This window comes from Oceanisphaera ostreae (assembly GCF_042676125.1).
Lineage (GTDB): Bacteria > Pseudomonadota > Gammaproteobacteria > Enterobacterales > Aeromonadaceae > Oceanimonas > Oceanimonas ostreae.
Window position 1 is genome coordinate 84,876 of sequence record NZ_JBHTJS010000029.1, and the last position, 15,740, is coordinate 100,615.

At 48.9% G+C, this 15,740-nt stretch carries 15 protein-coding genes and 1 pseudogene; 8 read left to right on the forward strand and 8 right to left on the reverse strand.

All coding sequences use genetic code 11. The annotated features are described in order from the left end of the window. The 5 genes from tusC to ACFQ1C_RS07585 all read right to left on the reverse strand — a co-directional run bounded on the left by tusC (position 1) and on the right by ACFQ1C_RS07585 (position 3,736). Positions 1–357: a sulfurtransferase complex subunit TusC gene (tusC, locus tag ACFQ1C_RS07565; RefSeq protein WP_379558000.1), complete on the reverse strand. Its 357-nt coding sequence runs from the start codon at positions 355–357 to the stop codon at positions 1–3. A 42-nt stretch (positions 358–399) separates the two neighbouring features. Beyond that, entirely contained in the window at positions 400–801 is a 402-nt protein-coding gene (tusD, locus tag ACFQ1C_RS07570; RefSeq protein WP_379558001.1) for a sulfurtransferase complex subunit TusD, read from the reverse strand. 34 nt (positions 802–835) lie between these two features. After that, a complete protein-coding gene (locus tag ACFQ1C_RS07575) occupies positions 836–1,219 on the reverse strand; it encodes a RidA family protein (RefSeq protein ID WP_379558002.1) in 384 nt (127 codons plus the stop codon). 304 nt (positions 1,220–1,523) lie between these two features. After that, the gene (gene ilvN / locus ACFQ1C_RS07580) at positions 1,524–2,018 is read right to left on the reverse strand and encodes an acetolactate synthase small subunit (protein ID WP_379558003.1); all 495 of its coding nucleotides are present in this window, start codon (positions 2,016–2,018) and stop codon (positions 1,524–1,526) included. After that, positions 2,018–3,736 carry an acetolactate synthase 3 large subunit gene (locus ACFQ1C_RS07585; protein WP_379558004.1) on the reverse strand — a complete coding sequence of 573 codons (1,719 nt, stop codon included), beginning with the start codon at positions 3,734–3,736 and terminating at the stop codon, positions 2,018–2,020. The genes ilvN and ACFQ1C_RS07585 overlap by 1 nt, the downstream gene beginning before the upstream one ends. Before the next feature lie 959 nt (positions 3,737–4,695). Here ACFQ1C_RS07585 and leuA point away from each other — a divergent pair. Genes leuA through leuD form a run of 4 tightly spaced genes read left to right on the forward strand, consistent with a single transcriptional unit; the run spans position 4,696 to position 9,374 of the window. Next, a complete protein-coding gene (leuA, locus tag ACFQ1C_RS07590; RefSeq protein WP_379558005.1) occupies positions 4,696–6,264 on the forward strand; it encodes a 2-isopropylmalate synthase in 1,569 nt (522 codons plus the stop codon). Positions 6,265–6,266: 2 nt separating this feature from the next. Beyond that, positions 6,267–7,367, forward strand: a complete 1,101-nt coding sequence (gene leuB, locus ACFQ1C_RS07595) for a 3-isopropylmalate dehydrogenase (RefSeq protein WP_379558015.1) — start codon at positions 6,267–6,269, stop codon at positions 7,365–7,367. Then, positions 7,367–8,764: a 3-isopropylmalate dehydratase large subunit gene (gene leuC, locus ACFQ1C_RS07600; RefSeq protein ID WP_379558006.1), complete on the forward strand. Its 1,398-nt coding sequence runs from the start codon at positions 7,367–7,369 to the stop codon at positions 8,762–8,764. The genes leuB and leuC overlap by 1 nt, the downstream gene beginning before the upstream one ends. Before the next feature lie 10 nt (positions 8,765–8,774). Then, a complete protein-coding gene (gene leuD / locus ACFQ1C_RS07605; RefSeq protein ID WP_379558007.1) occupies positions 8,775–9,374 on the forward strand; it encodes a 3-isopropylmalate dehydratase small subunit in 600 nt (199 codons plus the stop codon). 32 nt (positions 9,375–9,406) lie between these two features. Here leuD and ACFQ1C_RS07610 read toward each other — a convergent pair whose 3' ends face one another. Both ACFQ1C_RS07610 and ACFQ1C_RS07615 read right to left on the reverse strand, forming a co-directional pair. After that, a complete protein-coding gene (locus ACFQ1C_RS07610) occupies positions 9,407–9,838 on the reverse strand; it encodes an acyl-CoA thioesterase (protein ID WP_379558008.1) in 432 nt (143 codons plus the stop codon). A 4-nt stretch (positions 9,839–9,842) separates the two neighbouring features. Then, the gene (locus ACFQ1C_RS07615; protein WP_379558009.1) at positions 9,843–10,133 is read right to left on the reverse strand and encodes a PilZ domain-containing protein; all 291 of its coding nucleotides are present in this window, start codon (positions 10,131–10,133) and stop codon (positions 9,843–9,845) included. Positions 10,134–10,287: 154 nt separating this feature from the next. Between ACFQ1C_RS07615 and thiB the strand changes: the two genes are divergently transcribed. The 3 genes from thiB to thiQ are packed head-to-tail and all read left to right on the forward strand — an operon-like array spanning position 10,288 to position 13,572. Next, positions 10,288–11,271 (forward strand): thiamine ABC transporter substrate binding subunit, encoded by a 984-nt coding sequence (thiB, locus tag ACFQ1C_RS07620; protein ID WP_379558010.1) that lies wholly within the window; start codon positions 10,288–10,290, stop codon positions 11,269–11,271. Continuing rightward, a complete protein-coding gene (gene thiP / locus ACFQ1C_RS07625) occupies positions 11,271–12,872 on the forward strand; it encodes a thiamine/thiamine pyrophosphate ABC transporter permease (RefSeq protein ID WP_379558011.1) in 1,602 nt (533 codons plus the stop codon). Before thiB ends, thiP begins: the two co-directional genes overlap by 1 nt. Then, positions 12,856–13,572 carry a thiamine ABC transporter ATP-binding protein gene (gene thiQ, locus ACFQ1C_RS07630; RefSeq protein WP_379558012.1) on the forward strand — a complete coding sequence of 239 codons (717 nt, stop codon included), beginning with the start codon at positions 12,856–12,858 and terminating at the stop codon, positions 13,570–13,572. Before thiP ends, thiQ begins: the two co-directional genes overlap by 17 nt. Positions 13,573–13,601: 29 nt before the next feature. Here the strand turns inward: thiQ and ACFQ1C_RS07635 are convergent, their stop codons facing one another. Continuing rightward, entirely contained in the window at positions 13,602–14,978 is a 1,377-nt protein-coding gene (locus ACFQ1C_RS07635) for a PhoH family protein (protein ID WP_379558013.1), read from the reverse strand. A gap of 477 nt (positions 14,979–15,455) precedes the next feature. Between ACFQ1C_RS07635 and ACFQ1C_RS07640 the strand changes: the two are divergent. Next, positions 15,456–15,740 (forward strand): annotated as a pseudogene (locus ACFQ1C_RS07640) (transposase); the annotation flags it as partial.

The following is a 15,740-nucleotide window of genomic DNA, read 5'->3' on the forward strand; positions in this document are numbered from 1 at the left end:
TCAAAAGCTGAGCCGTACATTGTAGTTGGCCAAGCACTGCTGCCAATCGGACGCTGACAGTATTTCTGTCTCTATGGTGATCTGCGCTGGCGCCAAGCCTCGTTCGGCCAACGACCGAGCACAAATATACACATTATCTACATCATAGAGTTCGAGCAGGCCAAAGGTCGGGGCATAGTCCCGTCCAAGTATGGCGCTTGGGTCTTGGCGACTCAGCAGTTGATAAACACCATCATCGGCAAAGAACACGCCAATATCTTCACTGAGTGCCGACGTGGCTAACACAGCGTCTAGTCCTTCTCGGCCAGCGGCTGAGCCATGAGGCGGGGTACGAAAAATAAAGGCGACCTTGTTCATAAGATAAAGCTCATAGAATGACGTGATTACCTCTAATATTCGTTAAAACTGTACCACTCTGTCGGCGGTGAGTGCGGCTTGCGCCAACTGACCTAAGCCACTCAAACAAAAAGGAGCAATCAAATTCCACTGCTCCAACTCGGCCTGAGCGGCGGCATCACTATCCACAATACCTCGGCGCAATGCCGCCGCCACGCACACGTCCAGCGTCAACTCGTGTTGTTGTGCCAACGCAACCCAAGCTTGCTGTAAATCCGTTTCATCCGCAGCGGGCTGCACCATCAGATTGGCGTTATATACACCTTCTTGATAAAAGAAAATCTGGCTAATAGCATGGCCCTGCTCTATTACCGCGCAGGCAAAACGATAGGCATCAGCTGCAGACTGAGTGCCATAACAAGGGCCGGTTACCATCAGGGCAAACCGCAACACAGATGACGTCATCTCCAGACTCTTTTCTTATTGATTCAACGTAAGTTTATTCAACGTAAGCAATGGCTTCTACTTCTACCAGTACGTCTTTAGGCAAACGGGCCACTTCTACACATGAGCGAGCCGGTGCGCCCAAGGTAAAGTAGCTGGCGTACACTTCGTTGAAGGCAAGAAAGTTGTTCATATCAGATAGGAAGCAGGTAGTTTTAAGCACGCTAGAGGCGTCGCCACCGGCAGCTGTCAATACTGCCAGCAAGTTATCCATTACCTGCTTGGTTTGTGCTTCAATGCCCCCTTCAACCACATCCATGCTTACCGGATCCAGTGGGATCTGGCCCGAAGTATAAAGCATATTACCAATGCGAGTCGCTTGAACATAAGGGCCAATCGCTGCTGGTGAATTTTCGGTAGCTATAATTGTTTTAGTCATGGGGCTCCTAATGAGCTAGCAGAATTTAACGGCTAGCCCTTATTTATATAGTCCACGGTATCCTCAATATGCAGGATAGCCGCGCGATGAAATTCAACAGAGTCATTCTTGACCTTGGTTTACCAAGCAGAGTGACTCATGGCCTCTGATCTTCAACTGATGATGACAGATGTCAACTATTTTTGATGTAACAACTCTCTAGTTGCGAAGCAAGCCACCTTCTTCAATCGAAAAGTCTGGCATAAAAATGTTAAACAAAAAAACCGCCCGTAGGCGGTTTTAACATATCAGAAGCCAGTGCATATTACGGGCGCAGTGATTTCTCGCCGCGGGAGATACCACACACGCCACTGCGTACTACTTCTACCACTTCCGTGATTTCGCTCATGTTACTAATAAACGCATCCAGTTTGTCACTGGTGCCCACCAGCTGCACCGTATATAGATGCGGCGTCACGTCGACAATTTGGCCACGAAAGATATCCGCGGTGCGCTTTACTTCATCGCGGTTGGCGCCATCGGCACGTACCTTTACCAGCACAATTTCCCGCTCTATGTGACCGCCTTCACTCAAGTCACACACTTTAAGCACATCTACTAGCTTGTTTAGCTGCTTGGTGATTTGCTCTATCACTCGCTCATCACCGGTGGTCACTATGGTCATGCGTGACAGCGTCGGATCTTCGGTAGGCGCAACGGTCAGAGTTTCAATGTTGTAAGCCCGTTGAGAAAAAAGCCCCACCACTCGGCTCAAGGCTCCGGATTCGTTTTCCAGCAACAGGGATATAATACGTCGCATTAAGTTCTCTCCGTTTTACTTAAAAACATTTCATCCATGGCACCGGTTTTAATCTGCATTGGATAAACGTGTTCTTCTGGATCGATCACAATATCCATAAACACTAACTTGTCGGTCATCGAGAAACATTTCTCTAGTGCCGCATCCAACTCTTTCGGATCAGACACTCGAATGCCCACATGGCCGTACGCTTCAGCTAGTTTCACAAAATCTGGCAACGAGTCCATATAAGAGTGGCTTTCACGGCCCTCGTAGAACATTTTTTGCCACTGTTTAACCATGCCTAGAGAGTGGTTATTCATGGAGATAATTTTAACCGGTATGTTGTATTGCATACAGGTTGATAACTCTTGAATATTCATCTGAATAGAGCCATCACCGGTCACACACACCGACACCGCATCGGGCCGTGCCATTTGGGCACCCATGGCAGCAGGTAAACCAAAGCCCATGGTGCCAAGGCCACCGGAGTTAATCCATTGCCGTGGCTTGTCAAATGGATAGTAGAGTGCGGCAAACATTTGGTGCTGCCCCACATCCGAGCTAACCATGGCCTCACCCTTAGTAATGCGATATACCGCTTCAATCACCTGTTGCGGTTTAATGTATTTCTCACTGGTCGCATATTTCAGGCATTCACGAGCACGCCACTGTTCAATTTGCTCCCACCAATCACTCATCGCCTGGGGATCGGTTTTTAAGCCCAGTTCACGAATGGTGTCCAACATCTGGCCTAATACCGTGTCGGCCGAGCCAACGATAGGAATGTGAGCCTTGATGTTTTTAGAGATGGAGGTGGGGTCTACATCCACATGCACAATAGTGGCGTGCGGACAGAATTTTGCGACGTTATTAGTCACTCGGTCATCGAAGCGCGCACCAATGGCCAAAATAAGATCCGAGTTATGCATGGTCTTATTGGCTTCGTAAGTGCCGTGCATGCCCAGCATGCCCACAAACTGCTTGTGCGTACCTGGCATGACGCCAAGTCCCATCAAGGTGTTAGTCACCGGCAAGTTAAACATCTCGGCCAACTGAATAACCAGCGCACTGGCCTCTGCTGTAACGGCACCGCCCCCCACGTACATAATAGGACGTTTAGCTGCAGCCAAGGCATGCATCGCCTTTTTGATTTGTCCTTTATGACCCACGTCAGAGGGGTTGTAAGAGCGCATCTCTATCGAGCTAGGATAAACATAAGGATGCTTTTCTAGCGGGTTCTGCACATCTTTCGGCAAGTCGACAACCACAGGGCCTGGGCGACCACTGGCAGCAATGTAATATGCCTTTTTTATAGCCATTGGAATGTCTGATGCTTTTTTACATAAAAAGCTGTGCTTCACGATAGGACGCGAAATACCAATCATATCGGTTTCTTGAAAAGCATCGTCACCAATGTAAAACGTAGGCACCTGACCCGATAGGATCACCATTGGGATGGAATCCATATAGGCGGTAGCAATACCCGTAATACAGTTGGTGGCACCTGGCCCCGATGTCACCAATACCGTGCCCACGGTACCTGTCGCTCGGGTATAGCCATCAGCCATATGCACGGCTGCTTGTTCGTGGCGCACCAATACATGTTCTATTTTGCTGTTTTCAAATAAGGCGTCATAGATATCAAGCACTGAACCGCCGGGGTAACCGAATAAATGCTCGACTCCCTGATCTTCCAGCGCCCGAACTACCATTTGTGCGCCTGATAACATCTCCATGATAAGCCCTCCAGGCTTTACTTTATTCGCTCTGCTATTTTCAGTTACCCGAGCCGCCCAGCCAAATAGCTGGAACATAACAAAAGCGAGCAATTTTTATCTTTAAAAACAAATGCTTCTGCCAGATAGGATGTAAATAAGCAGAAAAGGGGTGAAAATCACCTTAACCTGCTTTAAATCGCTTGTCTACGAGGCTTTATTAAAAGCGCCGTATCGCAAGGCTTAAGCCGCATATCTTCTCTGTGCACAAGAGCGTACGTCATAACAAACGGCCCAATAAGAGCCTAATAAAAGGCTAGCAGTTAGGTGCCAAACAGGCACTCTCTTTCAGCGGTAAAATTCGAAAAAGAGAACTCACACTTATCTCTTGCTATACAAAAAGCCACTCTCTTTCAGTGGTAAAATTCGAAAAAGAGCACTCACACTTATTCCTTGCCATACAAAACAGGTACTCTCTTTACAGTGGCAAAACTCAAAATAGAACACTCACACTTACTTCCTTACCATATAAACAGCAGCACTCTTGCTTGCTGCTATTATGGCCATCTGTTTCTGTGGGATCCAACCTAACAATGCAGGTGTTTATATGGCCCAAGAAACCAAAATAAGAAGTTCAGGCCAACATGAGATAGAAAAGCAGTGCTAAACCCCAAATAATAGCTAATCAAGCACTGTAAGACCGAGTGACTGCCTATTGGAAATAAGATCTAAAACGTTGACACCATCACAGATTCCCGTTATTTGTATACTGTTGTTAACTATCTATTCTTCGGTGATGAGTGCGATGTCCAAACATATTCAGCTACGACTTCTACTAATAAACTCACAGGTGCTAACGCGCACGGGTCGAGCGTAGCTGGAATTCATCATCCACATATCTTCATAAAAAACCCGTGCCAGCCGCACGGGTTTTTTATATCTGTGTCGCGGGCGACACGGTAAACAGAGAGGAAAGCGACATGTCGAACCAAGTCATAATATTCGATACTACTTTGCGAGATGGCGAACAGGCGCTTTCCGCTAGCCTAACGGTCAAGGAAAAGTTACAAATTGCTTATGCACTAGAGCGCTTAGGCGTAGACATTATGGAGGTCGGTTTCCCGATTTCTTCACCGGGCGATTTTGAGTCGGTGCAAACCATCGCGCGTCATATCAAGAACAGCCGCGTATGTGCACTGTCTCGCGCCTTAGAAGCCGACATAGATGCCGCCGCTGAGGCACTTAAGGTCGCGGATCAATTCCGTATTCATACCTTTATCTCTACCTCCGACATTCATGTACAAAGCAAGTTGCGCAAAGACTTCGATTCGGTATTAGAAATGGGCGTGAATGCAGTAAAGCATGCACGCCGCTATACCGATGATGTTGAGTTTTCTTGTGAAGACGCCGGTCGTACGCCTATCGATAACTTGTGCCGCATGGTAGAAGCCGTGATTAAAGCCGGCGCCACTACGGTCAACATTCCCGACACCGTGGGTTATACTGTGCCCAGCGAATTCGGCGGCATTATAGAGATGCTGTTCAACCGTGTACCTAACATCCATAAAGCGGTCATTTCGGTGCACTGCCATGACGATTTAGGTATGTCGGTAGCCAACTCGATTGCCGCCATACAGCAAGGCGCACGCCAAGTTGAATGTACCATTAATGGTATTGGCGAACGGGCGGGCAACTGCTCGTTAGAAGAAATCGCCATGATCTTGAAAACGCGTAGCGAATTGCTGGGCGTTAATACCAATATCAAGCATCAAGAAATTTATCGTACAAGCCAGCTGGTGCGTAACTTGTGCAACATGCCCGTGCAGCCCAATAAGGCGATTGTGGGTGCGAATGCGTTCTCTCATTCCTCTGGCATTCATCAAGATGGTGTATTGAAGAGCAAAAACACCTACGAAATCATTACCCCAGAAAGTATTGGTTTGCAGAAAAATGAGCTGAACTTAACCTCACGCTCTGGCCGTCACGTCATCAAGCATCGCATGAGTGAGATGGGCTATAACGAGCAAGATTATGAATTAGATCGTCTGTATTCTAGCTTTTTAGAGCTGGCCGACCGCAAGGGCCAAGTATTTGATTATGATCTAGAAGCCTTAGTGTTTTTCAGCCAGATCCACGAAGAGCCCGAGCAGTTCAAATTAAAATATGTCAGCGTACAATCCGGTAGTAATGTAATGGCTACCGCCAGTGTGCGCATGATCGTTGGCGGCGAAATCATTAACGAAGCCGCCGTTGGCAATGGCCCGGTAGATGCAGTGTATCAATGTATTAACCGCGTGACTGGCTACGACATAAACGTTGATAAATATGAACTGAAAAGTAAAGGCGAAGGCAAAGATGCCTTGGGCCAAGTGGACATTGTTGCTGTGTATAAAGAGCGCAAATTTCACGGCATGGGCTTAGCCACCGATATAGTAGAATCATCCGCGCAAGCCTTAGTGCATGTCATTAATAGTATTTGGCGTGCCGAGCAAGTTGCAGAAAAGAAAAAAGAAGCAATTCAAAAGAAAATTCGTATGGAGACAGTGTGAGTATGAATGCAAATTACAAGGTCGCCGTCTTGCCCGGAGACGGCATCGGCCCAGAAGTGATGGCAGAAGCCCTTAAAGTGCTAGACAAGGTACAGGCAGAGTTCGGTTTTACCCTAGAGCTAAGCCATCACGATGTGGGTGGCGTAGCCATCGATAACCATGGCACTCCGCTGCCAGCGGCGACCTTGGCAGGCTGTGAAGCCGCCGATGCGGTTCTGTTTGGTTCGGTAGGCGGCCCTAAATGGGAGCATTTACCCCCCAACGATCAGCCTGAACGCGGTGCCCTGCTGCCGTTGCGCGGCCATTTTAAGCTGTTTTGTAATATGCGCCCGGCGCGCATTTATGAAGGCTTAGAAGGTTTTTCACCTTTGCGTGCCGACATTAGCGCGCGCGGTTTCGACATCGTGTGTATGCGCGAACTCACCGGTGGTATCTATTTTGGTCAACCTAAAGGCCGCGAAGGCTCGGGCGCACAAGAAAAAGCCTTCGATACCGAGGTCTATCATCGCTTCGAGATTGAGCGCATCGCGCGTTTAGCCTTTGAAGCAGCCCAAGGCCGTCGTGGCATTGTTACGTCTGTCGATAAAGCCAACGTACTGCAAGCGTCTATTTTATGGCGTGAAGTGGTTATAGAGGTCGCCAAAGATTACCCAGACGTTACCTTGAACCACATCTATATCGATAACGCGACTATGCAGCTGATTAAAGATCCATCGCAGTTCGACGTTATGCTGTGCTCTAATCTTTTTGGCGATATTATTTCTGACGAAATGGCCATGCTGACTGGCTCCATGGGCCTGTTACCATCCGTTAGTTTGAATGACCAAGGCTTTGGCTTATATGAGCCAGCCGGTGGTTCGGCACCAGATATTGCAGGCCTTGGCGTCGCTAACCCAATTGCACAAATTTTATCGTCCGCATTAATGCTGCGTTATAGCTTCAAACAAGAAGAAGCCGCCCTTGCCATAGAGCGTGCCGTCAGCGAAACGCTGGCAGCAGGTTATTTCAGTGGCGACTTGTACAGTGCTGACGCTAAGCACCCGGTACAAACCACGGTACAAATGGGTGAGCACATCGCTAACCGCATCAGGAGAGCAAGCTAATGGCTAAAACACTCTATCAAAAAGTATTCGACGCCCACTTGGTGCGTAATGAAGATGGTGAAACGCCGCTGCTGTATATCGACCGCCACCTAGTGCACGAAGTGACCTCACCGCAAGCTTTCGATGGCCTGCGTGAAAAGGGCCGCAAATTGCGCCGCCCGGATCGCACGTGGGCAACCATGGATCACAACGTCTCCACCGAAACTAACGACATTGCCGCTTCCGGTGAAATGGCACGCATTCAAATGGAAACGCTGGCCAAAAACTGTGAAGAGTTTGGCGTGCCCTTGTATGACTTGCACCATAAATATCAAGGCATAGTGCATGTCATTGGTCCTGAATTAGGCTTAACCCTGCCCGGAACCACCATCGTCTGTGGTGACTCCCATACCGCCACTCATGGTGCCTTTGGTGCCTTGGCGTTCGGTATCGGCACTTCAGAAGTTGAACATGTGATGGCGACACAAACCCTGAAACAGGGTCGAGCCAAAACCATGAAGATTCAGGTCAATGGCGCGCTTAAGCCCGGCATTAGCGCCAAAGACGTAGTATTGGCCATTATCGGCAAAGTCACCCACGCCGGTGGTACTGGTTATGTTGTGGAGTTCTGCGGCAGCGTGATTGAAGCCCTGTCAATGGAAGCGCGCATGACCATCTGTAACATGGCCATCGAACTCGGCGCCAAGGCCGGCCTTATTGCTCCCGACCAAACTACCTTCGATTACCTGAACGGTAGGCCATTTGCGCCTAAAGGCGCCGACTGGGATCAAGCCGTCGCCGAGTGGAAGACACTGAAGTCTGACGCCGACGCCCAGTTTGATGCGGTGGTTGAGCTTGATGGTGCCGATATTGCGCCGCAAGTGACTTGGGGTACTAACCCAGGCCAGGTGATGGCTATTAACGCCACCATCCCCGTTCCTGCTGACATGACCGATGCCGCTGAGCGTCAAACCGCCATTAAATCACTGCAGTACATGGCGCTAGAAGGTGGCACCAAGCTCACCGACGTGAATATCGATAAGGTATTTATTGGCTCTTGCACAAACAGCCGTATCGAAGATTTGCGCGCCGCCGCAGCCATCGCCCAAGGCCGTAAAGTGGCCGTGGGTGTACAAGCGTTAGTCGTGCCAGGTTCACAGCAGGTGAAAGCCCAAGCTGAAGCCGAAGGCTTAGATAAGATTTTCTTGGAAGCCGGGTTCGAGTGGCGTCTGCCAGGTTGCTCTATGTGCTTGGCCATGAATAATGACCGATTACTGCCCGGCGAACGCTGTGCCGCTACCAGTAACCGCAACTTCGAAGGCCGCCAAGGCCGCGGTGGTCGCACTCACTTGGTGAGCCCAGCCATGGCCGCAGCAGCAGCCGTGTTCGGACACTTCGTCGATATTCGAGAATTATAAGGGGTATAACATGAGCGGATTTAAGCAGTTAACCGGTATTGCCGCCCCTTTAGATGAGGCGAACGTAGACACAGACCAGATCATTCCTAAGCAGTTTCTGCAAAAAGTTACCCGTTCTGGTTTTGGTCAGCACTTGTTTCACGACTCACGCTTTTTAGATGAAGCGGGCCGGCAGCCTAACCCTGAGTTTGTGCTCAACCAAGCACCGTTTGATAAAGCGGTGATTTTGCTAGCACGCGAAAACTTTGGTTGTGGCTCTAGCCGTGAACACGCCCCTTGGGCGCTGGCCGACTTTGGCTTGCAGGCAGTTATTGCCCCAAGCTTTGCCGATATTTTTTATGGTAATGCCATTAATAACGGCATGGTGCCAGTACGTTTGGCTGACGCCGAAGTCGACGCCCTGTTTGCTTACGTAAAAACCAATAACGATGCCCAAGTCACTGTCGACTTGGAAGCTCAGCAAGTTCGTGCTGGCGACCTGAATTTTTCGTTTGAAATTGACGAATTCCGTCGTTATTGCCTGCTAAACGGTCTAGATAGCATCGGCCTAACGCTGCAGCATCAAGAGCAAATCGACAGCTTTGAAGCCAAGCAACCCAGCTGGCTGTAATTTGCACTTTATAACGCCGGCAAACGCCGGCGTTATGTTATTTCTTCCAGTTGCACCATCTGCTGTTTTAGCCTTTTACTCAACGCTGCTTTCTCACCCGTGACCATATTCAGCATAACAATGCGCGCCGTCCCTTGTGTCGTTACCGCTTGCTGCTGTTTACTGGTGATTTGATACTCCATGGTAAATCCGTGATCAAAAAACTCACTCACTCTACCCTCTAGCACCAGCGTATCAGGAAAAACAACAGCCCTACGGTAGCGCGCACTGGTCTCTGCCAGCACTGGGCTTATCTGCTCAGCGGCCAAGATTTCCAACATGCCAATACGGCGTAAATATTCGATACGAATAGTTTCAAAATATCGAAAGTAAACCACGTTATTTACATGCTGCAATGCATCCATATCTCCCCAGGCCACGGGAATATCGAGGCTTACCGGAAAGTGCTGTTTACTCGGCGCCATGGTATTAACGTACCTCGCTCAAGCTGAGCCCCACCATATCGGTCGCCGTACCGGATTCAACCCGCAATATCGTTGCCATGGCTTTTAATGGCTCAACACTATTGTCGGCTGAGGGCACCACTAACTGCCACTCTTCACCAACCTGACAATGGCCAGCGGTTACTTCCATTAATGCGCCCGTGGCGCTAATGTTGCGACACACGCCCTCTACTCGAGTTTGAGCAGTAGCTAGAATAATTTTAGTATCAAGCTGCATACGTTGAAATAAACGCTGATCCTCATTCGCAAATAACATAATTGACCTTCCTTGTCAGTCTTCAGTTTATAAGTCACTAGTTTAGCTTACAAAATAACCCTACAATAATGCCATTCAAAAATAGTGTGCGGCGACCGCAGAGATCATACTCGCGTATTGCTCCCGGCTTTATTTCATCCACAAGGAGTGCTCGGTGAATAAATTTTTTATTGCCCTATCCCTACTCATAACTAGCCAAGCAATGGCACAAGCTTCCACGCTAACTATTTATACATATAGCTCATTTGCATCAGATTGGGGCCCCGGGCCGGCAATTAAACAGGCTTTTGAAGCCGAATGTACCTGCCAGCTGGAGTTTGTCGCCCTAGATGACGGAGTTTCTATCTTGAACCGTCTACGGCTCGAAGGTAAACACACCAAAGCAGACATTATTTTGGGGCTGGATAATAACTTGCTGCAAGCCGCAAAAAATACTGGCTTATTGGCCGAGCATCAACAACCGTTAGACGCGCTTAAAGTGCCCGGGGGGTGGAGCGACAACACCTTTGTGCCCTTTGATTATGGGTACTTCGCCTTTATTTATAATGCCGATAAACTAGCACACCCTCCGCAGAGCTTTGCCGAACTGCTCGAACGCCCCGAATTGACATTGTTGTATCAAGACCCTCGCACCAGTACACCTGGCCAAGGATTAATGCTGTGGGTGCAAAAATTGTATGGCGAGCAAGCACCTAGTGTGTGGCAGAATTTAGCTAAACGCACCGTAGCCGTCACTAAAGGCTGGAGCGAGTCTTATGGTATGTTTCTAAAAGGCGAGGCTGACTTAGTGCTGTCTTACACCAGCTCACCGGCATATCACATTTCCGCTGAACAACAGCATCAGTATCAAGCCGCTAACTTTAAAGAAGGCCACTATTTGCAGGTCGAAGTTGCAGCTATCCTTAATACCAGCAAGCAACCCGAGCTTAGCAAACAGTTTATGCGGTTTATGCTTAGCCCTGCATTTCAAGAGCAAATCCCAGCCGGTAACTGGATGTATCCGGTAATCGATACACCGCTACCCGACAGCTTTGCCGATTTGGTTCAGCCAGATCAGGCACTCAGCTTTAGTGCCGAGCATATAGCCGAGCAACGTAGTACCTGGTTAAGGCAGTGGCTTAACGCCGTTACTCGTTAATGGTACGCAAATATTGGTGGCTACCCGGCTGCTTAAGCCTGCTAGGCATATTATTGCTGAGTGCTGGGCCTATCGGCGCGCTATTGGTACAAAGTAGTCAGCATGGCTGGTTTCGGCTACTACACGACAGCTATCTACATCATGTTCTCTGGTTTAGTTTTTATCAGGCGCTATTGTCTACCCTACTCAGCCTGATGCTGGCTATTCCGTTGGCTCAAGCCTTGTCACGCCGATATTTTTTTGGCCGCAAGTTATTGTTGCGATTGTTTGGCCTATCTTTGGTGCTTCCGGTGATCTTGGTGGTATTTGGCATAGTGACCGTGCACGGCCGCCAAGGTTGGGTCAATCAGCTCCTACAGGCTTCGGGGTTTGAGTCTGTCGGTTACCTCTATGGCCTGAACGGTATTCTGCTGGCGCACGTATTTTTTAATATGCCGCTGGCGGCCCGCATTCTACTGCAGGGGATTGAATCTATCCCCGAGAGTCACTGGCGCATGGCCAATCAACTGGGTTTTAATGGATGGCAACTATTCCGCTGGCTGGAGTGGCCGACAATTCGCAGTGCGCTTCCCGCATTAGGGAGCATGATTTTCATGCTCTGCTTTACCAGCTTTGCTACCGTAATGGCCCTAGGCGGCGGCCCTAAATCTACCACCTTAGAAGTCGCTATTTATCAAGCGCTGCGTTTTGATTTCGACTTGCCGTTTGCCGGTATGCTCGCATTACTGCAGCTGTTTTTTTGTAGCGGCTTTCTGTTACTACAATACCGCTTAACTAAGACAGCTCCCGATCAATCGGGCCATTCAGGGTGTTCGCTACGTCCCGATCGGCGCTTAGTTCGCGTGCGCATTTGGGATGCGGTGATACTCACTATTTGCTTAAGCATCTTCCTGCCGCCGCTACTCGCTATTATCAGCAATGGTATTAACCCCCGCCTATGGGCTGCCTTAACGTCAATAACCTTATGGCAAGCCACCCTTACCTCAGTGATCATTGCCACCGGAGCAGCGGTATTATCAGTGTTACTAACCGTCGGTTTACTAAGTAGCAGCCGTTATTTACGCTTGCAGTTGCAGCGGCGATCAGCCGCCGCCTTAATGGAGGCAACCGGCTCGGTGATTCTCGTGCTACCTGCCGTGGTGCTGTCTACGGGTTTGTTTATTCTGTTACGCAATGTGGCCGACGTCTTCACTCTGGGGCCAATACTGGTGCTATTGGTCAATGCACTAATGGCACTGCCCTATGGTCTACGCGCCTTACAACTCCCGATGGACCGAGTAGCACGGCAATATAATCGCCTGTGTACTAGCTTGGATATTCAAGGCTGGGCGCGACTTAAACAAGTCGAATGGCCCTTATTACGCAAGCCACTAGCACTGGCCTTTGCATTAGCCATGATGCTGTCGCTGGGCGATCTCAGTGCCATTGCGCTGTTTGGTAGTCAGTCGCTGCAAACCTTACCGTGGCTTTTGTATCAACAGTTAGGGAGTTATCAAATGATAGATGCGGCGGCTACCGCCTTGGTGTTGTTGGTGCTAAGCCTCGGCTTGTTTGGTTTGGTTGAAGGAGTATTAGGGGGCAAAGATGCTGCAGCTAATTGAGCTTTGCGCTCGCTATCCAGAGCAAGAATTGTGCTTTACGCTCTCCGCCAAAGCCGGTGAAATAACCGCACTGATCGGCCCCAGTGGCGCCGGTAAGTCTACGTTACTGGCTATGATCGGTGGCTTTTCGGCTATTGATTCCGGCCAGTTGTGCCATGAAAACCAATCATTATTGCCACTGTCCCCAGCACACAGGCCTGTCACCACGCTGTTTCAGGATAATAACCTGTTCTGGCATATGTCGGTCTATCAGAATATCGCCATAGGTTTATCACCTTCATTACGCCTCACTACAGATCAAGAGGCTATCATTGTGCAGGTGGCGAACCACGTTGGCATTAGTGAGTTGCTGGAGCGAAAACCATCCAGTTTATCCGGTGGTCAGCAGCAAAGGGTGGGGTTGGCCCGCTGCTTAGCTCGTCGTCAGCCCATTTTATTACTTGATGAGCCCTTTTCTGCACTCGATCCGGCCTTGCGTTTCGAATTACTGGATCTTCTACGCAGCCAGACCAATCAACTGCAACTCACCGTATTGCTGGTCACTCATCATCCAGACGAAGCGGCCAGAGTCGCCGATAATATCGCTTTTATTCATGACGGCCGTATTCTAGAGCAAGGAACAAAGGAGCTGCTAGCAGCTCCTTATACTCAGGAATTAAAAGCTTATCTTGGATGGGGAAGCTGCGAGGAGAAAGCGTGAGATAAGAGCTTCACGCCTCATGTTCTTACTCAGAGATTCTCTTCGGCAAACGCCGCTAAACGACTGCGCATTACACCGTTAAGGTACACATTGGCACTGCCCTCAAAATCTTTAAAGCGCTCCACAATATAGGTTAACCCTGAGGTGACTGGGGTTAAATAATTGGAATCTATCTGGGCCAAGTTGCCCGAGCAGACTAATTTTGTGCCATCACCGCAGCGCGTAATAATAGTCTTTAACTGTGAAGCGGTTAAGTTTTGGCATTCATCCAACAACACAAAGGTATTTTGAATACTGCGGCCGCGCATAAAATTAACCGATTTAAACTGAATATTCGCTTTACTCATTATGTAGCTCAGCGAGCCGTCCATGCATTCGTCTTGTTTATGTAGCACTTCTAAAGTGTCGGTAATTGCCGACAACCAAGGGGCCATTTTTTCCTCTTCGGTACCGGGTAAAAAACCGATGCTCTCGGCTATTTCCGGCGTATTACGTGTCACGATAACTTTATCGTAAATCCCTTTTTCAATGGTCATTTCTAACGCAGAGGCCATTGCCAATAACGTTTTACCACTACCGGCAGGGCCCGTTAAAATAACCAGTTCGATACTCGGATCAAGCAATGCATCTAGCGCCATGGCTTGGTATATATTTTTAGGTTGAATACCCCATGCTTTACGTCCCATCATCCGCTCTCGCCCCAAGTCGACAAAGCGGATTTTGTGAGGTATTTTCTCCAACACTCGACCGGCAAAGTCCTCGGTATCATCAATCAGATATTGATTGATGTACGCCCCAGGTAATAGCTCATCGGCCACCGTATGAATCACTTCTCGGCCATGGGTTTCACTTTCACACTCACCGACACGATCCCAAAAACTATTCTCTTGATGGTAAAATCCTTTAGATAACAAACGGATATCATCAACCAGCTGGTCAGAGCGATAATCTTCGACATGCTGTAGTCCGGCCCCCTTAGCCTTTAGGCGCATGTTAATATCTTTGGTCACCAGCACCGCCATTCCCGTCATCGTATGCTGCAAATAAAGCGCAGTATTAATAATACGATTATCGGCTTCGTCATCGGTAAACATCGCGTAGCCTTGGGGCAAGTGCTTGTCGGTAATGATGGCAATCGTGCCCGAGGCATCATCATCCTGCAGTCCTAGTGGGACTCCAGCAACTATTTGCTCCGGTGTGGCGTCATGAAAAATACTCTCTAAGGTTCTAATGGCCTGTCGCGCATCCCGACTCACATCTTTCTGTCGGTCTTTAATACGATCCAGCTCCTCAAGCACCGTCATGGGTATAACTACGTTATGTTCATTAAAGGAATAAATAGAAAGAGGCTCGTGCAACAGCACGTTGGTATCCAGAATAAAGCGTTTACGGGCGTTATCATCCATAGATATGCTCCCTTATGCTTACGATTAATACCCAATTAAGACTGGGTACAATGACATTCTGATGACAACCTAACGCTATGACGCTTTACACGTTTCGGCAAGTTATCGTCTTTAATAATTAACGATGTATGAGCGTTACCTCATACCAATCTAAGTAAAAATGTGATCTAGTTTAATGTCGGAGACGAGAGGAAACAGAGTCGCCTCCCTCGACTCACCATAAACCCATCCATCGGAGCTCGGGACATGCCATCCTTGGCATTTCACGGACGTGGGAGGCGTTCTCCGTTACCTCTTTGCAAGCATCGAGTTGCCTGTAGACAACGTCATCAGTCACCTGAGGGAGTTAAGAGAGGATGAAGGGCACTGCTCCACCGACCATCACATGACAAGGATGTCATGTGTTTGAGCGCCATAGGCGAGTGTGTTCCGCCGAGATGATGTAGTGGCACACTTAAAGTGGCCACCTGTTCAGAGGTGATATCATCACCTCATCAGATATACAGGTGACATAATGACAAGCAAGACACACCGCCGTTTTAGCGCTGAATACAAGATGGAAATCGTTCAGATGGTTCTCGACCAAGGTCGTTCTGTTACCGATGTGGCCAGGGCGATGGGCATCGGGGTTTCTACGCTCGGCAAATGGGTGCGCCAGGTTCGAGATGAACAAGAAGGCAAGGAAGTAAAAGCCCACCCCATCACCGAGGAGCAGCGAGAAATCTACCGCCTTAAAAAGGAGATCGCGGAGCTCAAAATGGA

Excerpts from the sequence above, each read along its gene's own strand:
- thiQ (WP_379558012.1), top strand. The coding sequence starts at position 12,856 with ATGCTGCAGCTAATTGAGCTTTGCGCTCGCTATCCAGAGCAAGAATTG.
- ACFQ1C_RS07635 (WP_379558013.1), bottom strand. The coding sequence starts at position 14,978 with ATGGATGATAACGCCCGTAAACGCTTTATTCTGGATACCAACGTGCTG.
- leuB (WP_379558015.1), top strand. The coding sequence starts at position 6,267 with ATGAATGCAAATTACAAGGTCGCCGTCTTGCCCGGAGACGGCATCGGC.
- ilvN (WP_379558003.1), bottom strand. The coding sequence starts at position 2,018 with ATGCGACGTATTATATCCCTGTTGCTGGAAAACGAATCCGGAGCCTTG.
- leuA (WP_379558005.1), top strand. The coding sequence starts at position 4,696 with ATGTCGAACCAAGTCATAATATTCGATACTACTTTGCGAGATGGCGAA.
- ACFQ1C_RS07610 (WP_379558008.1), bottom strand. The coding sequence starts at position 9,838 with ATGGCGCCGAGTAAACAGCACTTTCCGGTAAGCCTCGATATTCCCGTG.
- leuD (WP_379558007.1), top strand. The coding sequence starts at position 8,775 with ATGAGCGGATTTAAGCAGTTAACCGGTATTGCCGCCCCTTTAGATGAG.
- ACFQ1C_RS07575 (WP_379558002.1), bottom strand. The coding sequence starts at position 1,219 with ATGACTAAAACAATTATAGCTACCGAAAATTCACCAGCAGCGATTGGC.
- tusC (WP_379558000.1), bottom strand. The coding sequence starts at position 357 with ATGAACAAGGTCGCCTTTATTTTTCGTACCCCGCCTCATGGCTCAGCC.
- ACFQ1C_RS07615 (WP_379558009.1), bottom strand. The coding sequence starts at position 10,133 with ATGTTATTTGCGAATGAGGATCAGCGTTTATTTCAACGTATGCAGCTT.
- tusD (WP_379558001.1), bottom strand. The coding sequence starts at position 801 with ATGACGTCATCTGTGTTGCGGTTTGCCCTGATGGTAACCGGCCCTTGT.
- ACFQ1C_RS07585 (WP_379558004.1), bottom strand. The coding sequence starts at position 3,736 with ATGGAGATGTTATCAGGCGCACAAATGGTAGTTCGGGCGCTGGAAGAT.
- leuC (WP_379558006.1), top strand. The coding sequence starts at position 7,367 with ATGGCTAAAACACTCTATCAAAAAGTATTCGACGCCCACTTGGTGCGT.
- thiP (WP_379558011.1), top strand. The coding sequence starts at position 11,271 with ATGGTACGCAAATATTGGTGGCTACCCGGCTGCTTAAGCCTGCTAGGC.